The organism is Microcystis sp. M53603_WE2 (assembly GCF_030065435.1).
In genome coordinates, this window is the sequence record NZ_JASJFF010000942.1 from 1 (window position 1) to 12656 (window position 12656).

9 protein-coding genes and 1 pseudogene are annotated in these 12656 nt (G+C 43.2%); 7 read left to right on the forward strand and 3 right to left on the reverse strand.

The features are described 5' to 3' along the window. Positions 1 to 27 precede the first annotated feature (27 nt). Positions 28 to 612 (forward strand): Uma2 family endonuclease, encoded by a 585-nt coding sequence (locus PX481_RS19890; protein WP_147071604.1) that lies wholly within the window; start codon positions 28 to 30, stop codon positions 610 to 612. A 132-nt stretch (positions 613 to 744) separates the two neighbouring features. Here the strand turns inward: PX481_RS19890 and PX481_RS19895 are convergent, their stop codons facing one another. Continuing rightward, complete coding sequence (locus tag PX481_RS19895) at positions 745 to 1953, reverse strand: phosphoglycerate kinase (protein WP_004162782.1); 1209 nt, start codon at positions 1951 to 1953, stop codon at positions 745 to 747. Positions 1954 to 2116: 163 nt separating this feature from the next. Between PX481_RS19895 and PX481_RS19900 the strand changes: the two genes are divergently transcribed. The 3 genes from PX481_RS19900 to PX481_RS19910 all read left to right on the forward strand — a co-directional run bounded on the left by PX481_RS19900 (position 2117) and on the right by PX481_RS19910 (position 3616). Further along, positions 2117 to 2527 carry a universal stress protein gene (locus PX481_RS19900; protein ID WP_002757143.1) on the forward strand — a complete coding sequence of 137 codons (411 nt, stop codon included), beginning with the start codon at positions 2117 to 2119 and terminating at the stop codon, positions 2525 to 2527. A gap of 432 nt (positions 2528 to 2959) precedes the next feature. After that, positions 2960 to 3442: a photosystem I reaction center protein subunit XI gene (locus PX481_RS19905; protein ID WP_002757141.1), complete on the forward strand. Its 483-nt coding sequence runs from the start codon at positions 2960 to 2962 to the stop codon at positions 3440 to 3442. A gap of 57 nt (positions 3443 to 3499) precedes the next feature. Next, a complete protein-coding gene (locus tag PX481_RS19910; RefSeq protein ID WP_002737043.1) occupies positions 3500 to 3616 on the forward strand; it encodes a photosystem I reaction center subunit VIII in 117 nt (38 codons plus the stop codon). 190 nt (positions 3617 to 3806) lie between these two features. Here PX481_RS19910 and PX481_RS19915 read toward each other — a convergent pair whose 3' ends face one another. Beyond that, positions 3807 to 6008: a hybrid sensor histidine kinase/response regulator gene (locus PX481_RS19915; RefSeq protein ID WP_002757139.1), complete on the reverse strand. Its 2202-nt coding sequence runs from the start codon at positions 6006 to 6008 to the stop codon at positions 3807 to 3809. Between the two features lie 396 nt (positions 6009 to 6404). Here PX481_RS19915 and cobN point away from each other — a divergent pair, with 396 nt between their 5' ends. The 3 genes and pseudogenes from cobN (at position 6405) to PX481_RS29825 (ending at position 12263) form a co-directional block, all read left to right on the forward strand. Next, entirely contained in the window at positions 6405 to 10046 is a 3642-nt protein-coding gene (cobN, locus tag PX481_RS19920) for a cobaltochelatase subunit CobN (protein WP_288095618.1), read from the forward strand. 257 nt (positions 10047 to 10303) lie between these two features. Then, entirely contained in the window at positions 10304 to 11587 is a 1284-nt protein-coding gene (locus tag PX481_RS19925) for an AAA family ATPase (protein ID WP_288023249.1), read from the forward strand. Positions 11588 to 11591: 4 nt separating this feature from the next. Continuing rightward, positions 11592 to 12263: pseudogene (locus PX481_RS29825) on the forward strand (DUF4276 family protein). A gap of 164 nt (positions 12264 to 12427) precedes the next feature. On the opposite strand, the gene PX481_RS19940 reads toward PX481_RS29825, so the two are convergent. After that, positions 12428 to 12619 carry a hypothetical protein gene (locus tag PX481_RS19940; protein WP_196219782.1) on the reverse strand — a complete coding sequence of 64 codons (192 nt, stop codon included), beginning with the start codon at positions 12617 to 12619 and terminating at the stop codon, positions 12428 to 12430. Between the last annotated feature and the right edge of the window lie 37 nt (positions 12620 to 12656).

The following is a 12656-nucleotide window of genomic DNA, read 5'->3' on the forward strand; positions in this document are numbered from 1 at the left end:
ACAGAGCTTTGCTTTCAAGGGGGCAATATGGTCGCAACCACTGAGAAACGCTACACAGTCGCAGAATACTTTCAACTAGAGGAAACTGCCACCGACAGACACGAGTATCGAGATGGAGAAATTATTATTATGACTGGGGGAACTCCTAACCATAATCGCATTGCCTTGAATTTCTGTAGAAAATTTCCCTTAACTATCCAGAATCAAGCCTATGATATATTTATCAACGATCTACGCTTGGCCATACCCGCCTATAATATGTACACCTATCCCGATATTATGATCGTTAAGGGAGAACCAATTCTTGAAAGAGGACGCACCGATACGATTACCAATCCACAGGTTATTATCGAGGTTTTATCAAAATCTACTCAAGACTATAATCGGGGTGATAAGTTTAAATTTTATCGCTCTCTTAATAGTTTTGAAGAATATATTTTAATCGACCAATATGGTTATTATATAGAACAGTTTCATAAAAGAGGCGATCATTGGGCATTCCGGGATTATCACGATCAAGAAGCGATTTTAACTTTGTTTTCTCTAGATTTTCAAATATCCCTGACAGATTTATATCAGCGGGTGGATTTTACCGCAATTGAAGTATCCTAATGACTCAACTATTTTTGCAGCAAAAGTCCTGGTATGATTAACTCCCAATCCAACTTTAAAAACCCACTCCCTAATTCATAAAAAAAGGCAGGCCAGGACCCACCTTGTTTAAACCTGAGATATTAGCGATAATTAGGCTTCATCGAGGGCGGCAATACCGGGTAAAACCTTCCCTTCGAGTAATTCCAAACTAGCGCCACCACCGGTGGAAATATGGCTCATTTTTTCCGCCACTCCCACTTTTTCCACCGCCGCTACCGAGTCACCACCACCGATAATGGTAGTTGTACCCGTAGCGGTTAAATCGGCTAAAGTGTGAGCGATCGCATCTGTACCCGCCGCAAATTTATCGAACTCGAACACCCCCATGGGGCCATTCCAGAGGACAGATTTACAGTTAGATAAAGCTTTTTGGAAAACTTTAACTGATTCAGGTCCGATATCCAATCCCATCCAACCATCGGGAATATTTTCGACCTTGACGATTTGGGACTCGGCATCTTTATCGAATTTATCCGCTAACACCACATCGGTAGGAAGGAGGAATTCCACTCCTTTTTCTTTAGCTTTCGCTTCCAGGGATTTGGCTAATTCCAGTTTGTCCTCTTCCACCAAAGACTTACCAACACTTAAACCGCGGGCCTTGTAGAAAGTAAAGATCATACCGCCACCGATGAGCAGTTTATCGCACTTTTCCAATAAAGTTTCGATCACGCCAATTTTACTAGAAACCTTAGAACCGCCGATAATCGCCGCTAGGGGACGTTGGGGAGTTTCAATAGCTGCTTGTAGGTAGTTTAACTCTTTTTCAATCAAATAACCCGCCACCGAGGGGCTGAGATAGTGGGTAACGCCTTCCGTGGAAGCGTGGGCGCGGTGGGCGGTACCAAAAGCATCATTAACGTATAAATCGGCATTAGCGGCTAATTTTTTGGCAAAATCGGGATCATTTGCCTCCTCTTCACCGTGGAAACGCAGATTTTCTAAAAGGGCCACTTGACCGTTAGACATTTGGCTAATCGCTGCCGTGACTCCCTCACCAATGCAATCGGGACACATGATTACTTCTTGGCCCAATAATTCCGAGAGACGTTTAGCCACAGGAGTCAGACGCAAATTTTCCTTAACTTGACCGTCGGGACGACCCATGTGGCTGCATAAAATAACCTTAGCCCCTTTTTTGATTAAATCCTCAATGGTTGGTAGTGCCGCCCGAATGCGGGTATCATCGCTGATTGCCCCGGTGGCTTTGTCCATGGGAACGTTAAAATCGACCCGGACTAAGACCCGTTTGCCCGCTAAATCAGCTTCTGTTAAATTCGCTACTGTTTTTTTTGGCACAGCCCATAACCTCCTAGATTGCTTACCGTACAATAAAGATTAAATCAGGGTATCGCTACTTGCGGCAATTACTTTGACAAAGATTATTTCAGATTTGGGGATCAGTTTTGCAGTTCTAAGACTGATTTGCCCAGAAAAATTTGATTGGAGAGACTTGCTAATTATGTTTGAGACGATTTTATTTCCCATCGACCACAGCCGCGAAAGTCGTGACGCGACCAGTAGTGTGATCGAATTAGTCAAAATCTTTGACAGTCGTTTGATCCTGTTGTCGGTGGTGGAAACGACACCCGCCGGAGAAATTGCCCCCGACGATAAGATGAGTTCGATCGAAGCGGTGGATAGATTGTTACAATCGGTGCGGGCGATTTTTGCCCAAGCTGACATCACTGCGGAAATGATTGAACGGGAGGGAATACCCTCTTTTGTCATCTGTGATGTGGCCGATGAAGTTAATGCCGACCTGATCGTTATGGGTTGTCGCGGTTTAGGATTAACCAGCGAAGGTGTGTCCGAAAGCGTCACCACCAAAGTTATTAACCTTGCCCCCTGTCCAGTGTTGATTATCCCTTAATCAGTGAGCAGTTATCAGTGAGCAGTTATCAGTGAGCAGTTATCAGTGAGCAGTTATCATACTAAATCCAGTTATTAAAGACTGATTATCTATTCCTCCTTTTGCCTCTTGCCCCCCCGACGTCGGGGGGGTTGCCTCTTGCCTATCCTGATATGTCGCCTATACTCAACGGATTTAGTATCAGATGTGAGTTTTCAGTTCACTGATTACTGTTTACTGTACGGCTACGCCGTGCCTTTGGCAACACTGAAACAAGGCTCCCCATCTCCCCCGTCTCCTGAGAGAAATGTAACGAATTGTGAGAGTTTCAGCCGTCAACCCTTGAAAACTCGATCGATGGGGTTGCTTGAAGTAATTCTTAGGCCTAAAGTGTAATCTTAAAGTTTTATGATCAATTTTCCTGTTGATCGGAAAAAGGAGAACTCAAACACAATGGCTGAAACTGGATACAAACAGGTGGTGACACCCTACAATGATGATCCGTTCATTGGTCATCTAGCTACCCCCATTTCCGCTTCTGGTTTTACCAAAGCTTTTATTGGTAACTTACCTGCCTATCGTCCCGGTCTAGCTCCGATTCTGCGCGGTCTAGAAGTGGGTATGGCCCACGGTTATTTCCTCGGTGGTCCCTGGGTTGTCCTGGGTCCCCTGAGAGACTCGGAATATGCCAATCTCGGCGGCTTAATCCCCGCTTTGGCCATGGTTCTCTTGGCTACGGGTTGTTTAGCTAGTTATGGTCTTGTCTCTTTCCAAGGTAAGGCCGCTAGTGGTGATCCGCTGAAATCCTCCGAGGGTTGGAGTCAATTCGCCGCCGGTTTCTTTATTGGTGGTATGGGTGGCGCTTTTGTGGCCTATTTCCTCCTAGAAAATCTTGGTGTCGTTGATGGCATCATGCGCGGGGTTTTTAATCAATAATTAACCCTTGTTCTACCTGATTATCATTTCCTTATTTTTTTACTAGGAGCATTTGACATGACTGGTGCCTACGCAGCTTCTTATCTGCCTTGGATTTTAATCCCGATCGTCTGTTGGTTAATGCCAGCCGTGGTTATGGGTTTGTTATTTATCTATATCGAGAGTGAATCCTAATTTAGTCTAGGATTCCTACAATTAAGGACTTGAAAATTAGCTATTTGATAGTTAGTTTTCAAGTCCTATTTTCTGAGGAAAAAGGAAAAGTATTGACCAGATGAAAATTGGTAAAACCCCACACCCTACACCCCACAACCCACACCCCACACCCTACCCGCACCGAAAAACTTTTTGCCGCAAACCCTACTTATAAAGCGGTTAGATAGCGGATTTTTTCCAACAATAGGGAGGGTTGAATCGGTTTGAGGAGATAGTCGTCAATGCCATGACGACCGAGAAAATTAACGCTGATTTCAGGGGTATCATTCAAGATTAGCACTTTACTGGCTTGAGTTTGGCTAGATTTTTTTAAAAGGTGACAGAGATGATATATATCGGGCATTTTTCGATCGACAATTATAATACTTGGCTGCACGATCTCAATTTTTTTGATAGCGGAGACACTATCGATTAACCAAATAACTTGATAATGTGCCACCATCAATAACTCACAAATAAGATTGGCAATTTCTTCGTCACTTTCAATTAAAACTACAGTGGGATGGTGGTGATTAAAATGGGGATTATTATCCGAGGGTTGGCGCTGGGATTTGGGGGGCTTTTGTTGAGGTAAACGGACGGTAAAAATGGAACCTTTATCTAAGCAAGATTCTACCTCGATCGTGCCGCGATGCAGTTCCACTAATTGTTTAGTTAAGGCCAATCCTAATCCCATACCACCATAACGACGTTTACGAGAGCCATCCAACTGGGTAAATTTTTCAAACAGAAGCGGTATTTTTTGAGCAGGAATGCCGATGCCCGTGTCTTCTACCTGAAAAATGACCTGACTGCCTTCTTTCCACAGTCTCAGCGTGATAGCACCCTGTTCGGGGGTAAATTTCAGGGCATTTTTTAACAAGTACAAAAGTATCTGCTGAACTCGATCATAATCGGCATAAAAATAATGCTCTTTTTCGGTAATTTTCATCTCTAAAATTAGATTAATTTCTTTAATTTCTGCCTCTGTTTTGATAATTTCTAAAACATGATTACAGAGATATTTTAGCGAAAATTGTTTAATATCTAAAACAGCTTTTCCTGCCGAAACTTGCGAGAAATTAAGCAAGTCATTGATTAATTCTAATAGTTTATTGCCGTTATCCTGAATAACTTTTAGATATTGTTTTTGTTTGTCGGGAGGTAAAAAATTACTAGCTGCCGAGCATTTTTGCAGGGTACTGGACAAACCGATAATACAAGTTAGGGGAGTTAATAACTCATGACTCATATTATTTAAAAATTCACTTTTGCAGAGGTTAGCGGCTTCTGCGGCCATTAAAGTATCTTGTAATTCTTGGGTTCTTTCTATTACCCGGCGTTCAAAAATATCTTTTTGTTCCTGTACTTGAGAATATAATTGCGCTTGATAGATAGCGATGGCGAGATGTTCACCAATCTGACCTAAAAATTTCTTTTCTTGCGGCAACCATTGGCGTTTTTCTTGACATTGATGGGCAATTAATAAACCCCACAATTCTTCTTGTACCACAATCGGGGCGATTAATTTTGATTGCACTTGGTGTTGTCGCAAAAATTCGGACAAACAGAAGGAAGAAGAATAGTTAACATCCACATCATCCACAGCCAGAATTAATCCTTGACGGTACTTTTCTTTGTATTGGGGAATATAGGAAAAACAATCGTCTTCGGGGGTTAAATTTAACACCGAATTTATCTGGTCAGAAATGCGCGACTCGGAAGTTATTTTTCCCTTTACCTCACCGGTACTGGGGAAAAATTGATAAATTAACAATCGGTCCACTTGCAGAAACTCCCGCGCTTCCCTGACTACGGTTTCCAGAATCACCGGTAACTCCAGACTCTGACGCATTTGCGTGATGACTTGGTTTAATAATCTTTCCTGTTGGATTTGTTGGGATAGGGCAGCTTCTACCGGTTGACAAACGGAGAAGATGCGGGAACAATCTCTATCAGCAGACGGAGAAGAAATTATCGAGAGAATTTTGACTAAAATTTTATTTTGAAAACTGCTGACATTAATGGATAGAGGCAGATTTAAAATTTGATAACCCTGCTGAATTTTTGGGTTGTGGAGAGACTTGACAGCCAGTCCTTGCAGAAAATTTTTAATCGTGTTCGCTTCAAAACTAATGCGGACTTCGTACTGAAAATTATTCCCTTGGGGACTGGCTAACAATAAAGCTTGTAGGTCAGTGGAAAGCAAGAGTTGATAGATTTCTCCTGTCTGTGGGGGAAGATCTCTTTCACTTAGACTAATCCTCGGTGCTGTCACCTGTATTGCCAACTGTCCCCACCAAGAACGAATTTGTTCGAGGTGAGTAGATGACAACACTTGACAGCAAACATAAGCGGGAGAAGCGTTCATTTATCATTTATCAGTTATCAGTTATCAGTTATCAGTTATCAGTCATCAGTTATCAGTCATCAGTTATCAGTTATCAGTTATCAGTCATCAGTAAGGTGATGGGGGGACTGGGGACTGGGGTTTGGTCAAGTTTTCTTATTCCCTATCCCCTACTATTCCCCAATCCCTATTCTTAACAGTGTTTCTCATAAGTGGGAAATGTAACCTAATTTGATATCAACTCCTGACGACCGACCACTGGCTCCCCAAAACGAAAACTTCGCACCTCACCATTAAGATAACTGCTATAAATTGCCGCAGACAGATATAATCATCTCTATCTACCTAAGAATGATCCCTCGATCGAGACCCTGATTCTCAAAACCTAATCATTATTTAACCTGACTCTCAAAACTTATGCATCGTATTGCTCCCCAAGCGGGTGGTTGGACAGCAGATACCGAAGGGGTGATTATTATTGACCAAAATCCGGCCCCGATTGTTCTCCTCACCATGGCTGATACCGATATTCAAACTCTAGCGGCAGCTATCGACCATCTACCCGATAATTTTCCCGCAATTCGCGCCCTCAATTTATCGCAGTTACAGCAGCAATACAGTATCGATAACTATGGGGACAAGGTACTATCCCAAGCAAGAGTGATTATTCTTCGCTTATTGGGGGGACGTGGGAGTTGGTCCTACGGATTGGAAGTAGTTAAGGAAATTGTCGAGGACACCGGTGCGACTTTATTTGTCCTCCCGGGAGAGGATAAACCGGATTTAGAGTTGATGAGTCATTCCACTGCTTCCCTGACTACTGTTAATCAGTTATGGTGCTATTTCACGGAAGCAGGGATAGATAACTGGATTAATGCTGCTAAATTTATCGCGCATACCTGTCTCCATCTCGACTATTCTCCCTCTCCTCCTAGGGTTGTCCCTAGGTGGGGAATCTATTCCCAGATAACCCTATCCCAACCCCAAGCACGGACTTGGATACTTTTCTATCGTTCCCATTATCTCGCGGGTAATACCAAAGCTATCGATGCTTTAATCAGCGCTTTCACCCAAAGAAATATGGAAACTGTCCCTATCTTTCTCTCCTCTCTGCGGGAAATTGAAGTGCAAGAGGAACTATTAACCCTCTTTTCCCACCATCCCCCAGACTTAATTCTCGATACCACTAGCTTCTCTATCCAACGACCGGAAGACAAACAAAATCATCACTTCTGGCAGTCCCTCAATAAACCCATCTTCCAAGTTATCCTCAGCAGCAGCAGTTTAGAAGCTTATCAACAGGGTTATCAAGGTCTTTCCCCCCGGGATGTGGCCATGAATATCGCTTTACCGGAAATGGATGGCAAAATTATCACCCGCGCTATTTCCTTTAAATCTGTCCTCACCCGACATCCCAAACTGGAAACGGAAATAGTTATCTATCAACCCCTCCCCCACCGGGTTGATTTTGTCGCTGATTTAACCGCAAACTATTGTCAACTCTCCTCCCTTCCCAACTCCCAGAAAAAAATTGCTCTCATTTTCCCCAACTATCCCAATAAGGATGGTCGTATCGCTAACGGAGTCGGTTTAGATACTCCCGCTAGTGGTCTGGAAATTCTTCGCGCATTACAAACCCAAGGTTATACCCTCACCGACCTACCCGACCATAGCGATGAATTAATGCGATTGCTTATTTCCGGTATCACTAATGACTTGGAGACAAGGGAATTAAAACCTATCTATCAATCTCTCTCCCTAGAAGCATATCTAGATTATTTCTCCTCCCTTCCCCCCGATAATCAAAGCGCTATGCTTGACCGTTGGGGACATCCGGACAGGGATTTTCCTATCCCCGGCATCCAGTTAGGTAATGTCTTTATCGGTATTCAACCTTCTCGCGGTTACGACCTTGACCCGACTCTTAATTATCATTCCCCCGACCTCGAACCTACCCACAGCTATCTCGCTTTTTACCATTGGTTACGACAGGAATTCCAAGTCACTGCTGTGATTAATCTCGGTAAACACGGCAATTTAGAATGGCTGCCGGGGAAAAGTCTCGCTCTTTCTCCCAATTGTTATCCCGAAATTGCTTTCTCGTCGCTGCCGAATTTCTATCCGTTTATTGTCAATGACCCCGGAGAAGGTTGCAGCGCTAAAAGACGTTCCCAAGCTGTTATCATCGACCATCTCACCCCCCCAATGACGCGAGCGGAATTGTATGGAGATTGGGAAAAGTTAGAGTCCCTCATCGATGAATATTATCAGGCAGAATCTCTTGATCCTTCTCGTTTAGCTCTGATTCGCGAGCGGATTAACGATCTGGTGGCGAAAACTAATCTCGATCGAGAGCTAGGCACGATCTCGCGTAGCGAGCGCGTTGCGACCAGCGCCTCCTTTAGTCAATTTCTCACCCTCGTGGATGGTTATCTCTGTGAACTCAAGGAAGCACAAATCCGCGACGGTTTACATATCTTCGGTCAATGTCCCCAGGGTCAGCAGTTAATTGATTTAATCCAATCGATCGCTCGTTCTCCTAGTCCCGACCGCCCCGGTTTAACCCGTTCGATCGCCCTTGACCTCCATCTCGACTGCGACCCCCTGACGGAATATAACGATACTACTACCTATCTGGAAAGTCTCGCTCAGGATTTAATTAGCCAGAAAATTGAACCTCTAGGCGAAAATACGGCAAAAGAATTGGTTTGGCTAGAAAATCAGTTAATTCCTGCTTTAAAACAAACCCCCGATGAACTTACCTATCTCTTAAAAGGTCTCACTGGCCAATACGTCCCCAGTGGTGCTTCCGGCGCTCCCACCCGCGGCCGTCCCGATGTTCTCCCCACCGGCAGAAATTTCTATTCTGTCGATACCCGCGCAATCCCCACAGAAACCGCGTGGGAAGTGGGAAGAAAGGCCGCAGAGGCACTAATTGAACGTTATACCCAAGAAAATGGCGAATATCCCCGCACTTTGGCGATTTCTATCTGGGGAACTTCGACGATGAGAAATAGTGGCGAAGATGTGGCCGAAGCCATGGCTTTACTGGGAATTCGTCCCCTTTGGGATGGTTTTTTCCGTCGGGTAGTCGGGTTTGAAATCCTTACCCCGTCTAGCTTAGGCCGTCCTCGCATTGATGTTACTGTTCGGGTATCCGGCTTTTTTAGGGACAGTTTCCCCAGCATACTACATCTTCTTAATTCTTGCATAAATGCGGTAGCTTGTCAAGAGGAAGAGGAAAAAATTAATCCTTTAGCGGCGAAAGTGAAGACAGAGAGGGAGTTTTGGCTAAGTCAGGGCTTAGGAGAAAAGGAGGCGAAACTGAGAGCTACTGCCAGAATCTTTGGCTGCAAACCTGGTGCTTACGGGGCCGGTTTACAGGGGTTAATCGAGTCACAAAACTGGCAAAATGATCAAGACTTAGCTAATGCTTATATTAACTGGAGTTGTTATGCCTATGATAGCCAAGGAACTGCCCATTCTTTACCGGAAGTATTGAGAAATAGACTGCAAGAATTAGAGATAGTGCTGCACAATCAGGACAATCGGGAACACGATATTTTCGACTCCGATGACTACTATCAATTCCAAGGCGGCTTAACTGCCAGTGTCCGGGCTTTAACCGGCAAAAATCCCGTCACCTATTTTGGTGATCATTCCCGACCGGAAAATCCCCGCATCAGAACCCTAGAGGAAGAAATTCGCCGGGTTTACCGTTCGCGAGTGGTTAACCCCAAATGGATAGCGGGAGTGATGCGACACGGCTATAAAGGCGCTTTCGAGATGGCTGCGACCGTAGATTATATTTTTGCCTACTCTGCCACTACTCATCTGGTGGAGGATTTTATCTATCAGGGAGTAGCCGAAGCTTATTTATTTGACGACAAGGTACAACAATTTATTCAGGAGAAAAACCCCTGGGCATTGCGAGATATGGCCGAAAGATTGTTAGAGGCTCAACAACGGGGATTATGGACCCAGGTGGACCAGAAAACTTTAGATCGATTGAGGGCAATTGTCCATGAGGCCGAAGGAGCGATCGAATCGGGTCAGTAATTAGACCTCTTGTAAAAATCAAAAATCTGACCTTAGGTGAGGAGTCAGTAGCCAGTAGTCAGTAGTCAGGAGAATTAAGAATGAGCATTAATCAATTAAATGCTCTATCTAAGGATTTTATGCAATTTTATGCCTATTTTTCTCATTTTTGAACTCTCAAAAATTAATTAGGCAAGAACTCTATTAATAACTGGTCTAGAATCAATCTATCAAGAAATTGCTCAAATTACTTTAGTAATGAGAAACGGGACTAAATAATGGCCAGAATTGAGGGATTGAGGATTAAAAATTATCGAGCGCTCAAGGATATAACTCTGGGCAAGTTATGGAATACTCAAAATCGAGATTCTCTGACACCGATGACGGCCGTTATCGGCAAAAATGGTGTGGGAAAAAGCACACTTTTTGATGCGTTCGGTTTTTTATCTGATTGTCTTAAAGGAGGAGTAGAAGAAGCTTGTGATGCGCGAGGTCGGGGTGGGTTTGATCGTCTTCGTTCCCAGGGTCAGGAAGGAAGCATTGAATTTCAGATTTATTACAAAGAAGATTACAATTACCGACCAATTACCTATGAATTAGCTATTGATCTAGATACCGATAATAGACCTTATGTAAAAAAAGAAAGACTCAGACAGAGAAGAAAAGGTCAAAAGACCGGATGGCCTTTTTCATTTTTACTCCTCGATGAGGGGAAAGGAATCGTCTGGAAAGGAGAAGAAGAAGGGAAACAAGTAGAAGAAGGTCAAGACCATTTTGATTTACTTAAGTTAATAGAAAAAATTAAACGAGGAGATTATGAGGATGGGGGGGAGTTAGTGGAACTGAATGATAAGCGGAAACTAGGAATTGCTACGTTAGGTTCTCTCAAACAGCATCCGAGAATTTCCCTATTTCGGAGATTTATTGAGGGATGGTATCTCAGCTATTTTACTCCCGATGCGGCCAGAAGTTTGCCCCTAGCCGGACCCCAGAAACATCTGAATATTCATGGAGATAATCTCGGTAATGTGGTGCAGTTTATGGAAAGAGAGCATTCCAAGAAATTTCAGAATATACTTAATAGTATTTCTCGTAAGATACCGGGTATAGAAAAAATTAGTACAGAAAAAAGTCCCGATAATCGACTACTATTAAAATTTAATGATCGGGGATTCCAAGACCCATTTTATGTACAGCAAATGTCCGATGGTACTTTAAAAGTATTCGCCTATCTCTTACTGTTAGAAGACCCTTCCCCACCGCCATTTATCTGTATTGAAGAGCCAGAAAACGGCTTATACCATAAACTATTAGAAACCTTGGCTCAAGAATTTAGAAAACACGCCACAGGACAGAGAGGACGTTCTCAAATTTTTATCACCACCCATCAACCTTATTTTGTTGATGCTCTCCAGCCGGAAGAAGTTTGGATTCTGGAAAAAGGTGATGACGGGTTTTCTCGGATTAAACGGGCCAGTGACAATCCCTTAATCAAGAATCTCGTCTCAGAAGGATTGCCCCTTGGTAGTCTTTGGTATAGTGATTACTTAGATGAGAGATAAGGTCATGCACTTTGAAATTTTGGTTGAGGATTCGTCGGGAAAAAAAGCACTTGATATTCTAATTCCTAAGATTATTGACATGAATGCAGGTCATACATTTAGGGTTCATTCCTATAAAGGCAGTGGTCATATTCCCAGAGACTTACAGTCTGTTTCCGATCCTAGCAAACGGATTCTTCTCGATCGACTACCTAAACTGATTCAAGGATATGATAAAACTTTTTCTAGTTACCCTGATAATTATGCTGCTGTACTGATCGTGGTTTGCGATCTGGATAATCGATGTTTTCGAGAATTTCGACAATAATTAAGCAATTGTCTGGAAAAATCTGCTATCCAATCCCAAATTTACTTCTGTATTGCTGTTGAAGAAGGAGAAGCTTGGTATTTAGGTGATATTAATGCCATAAAAATTGCTTATCCCCAGGCCAAAAGTGCTATCTTGGATTCCTATATTAATGATAGTATCTGTGGTACTTGGGAAAAACTGGCAGATGCTATATACAGAGGTGGAGCGAAACAATTATCTAAGTTAGGTGGCGCTTCTGTGGGTCAAGAGAAAACAGTCTGGGCAGAAAATATTTCTCCTCAGATGAATGTGGATATTAATCGATCGCCCAGCTTTGGCTATTTTCGGGATAAACTACGTCATCTCAGTCAGGAAGAATCAAGATAAGTAATATTTTTTCAGGCTAAACTTTTAGGCATTTAAAATAATTGTCGAGAGCGGGGAATAGGCGATAGTGAGCAGTAAGCAGTGAGCCTAAATCCAGTTATTAAAGACCGATTATTTATACTAAATCCAGTTATTAAAAACTGATTATTTATTCCCTCTTTTGCCTATTGCCTATTGCCCATTGCCTGTCCTGATATGTAGCCTACACTCAACGGATTTAGTATTATTCCCCCTTTTGCCTCTTGCATGAGTGCCTGTCCTGATAAGTAGGGTCTGCTGAAAAAGTTTTTCGGTGGGGGCAGGGTGTGGGGTGTGGGGTGTGGGGTGTGGGGTTTTACCGGTTTTGAGGTGGCCAATTACCTAATTTTTAGGGAAAAAGTCCCAGAATTTTCC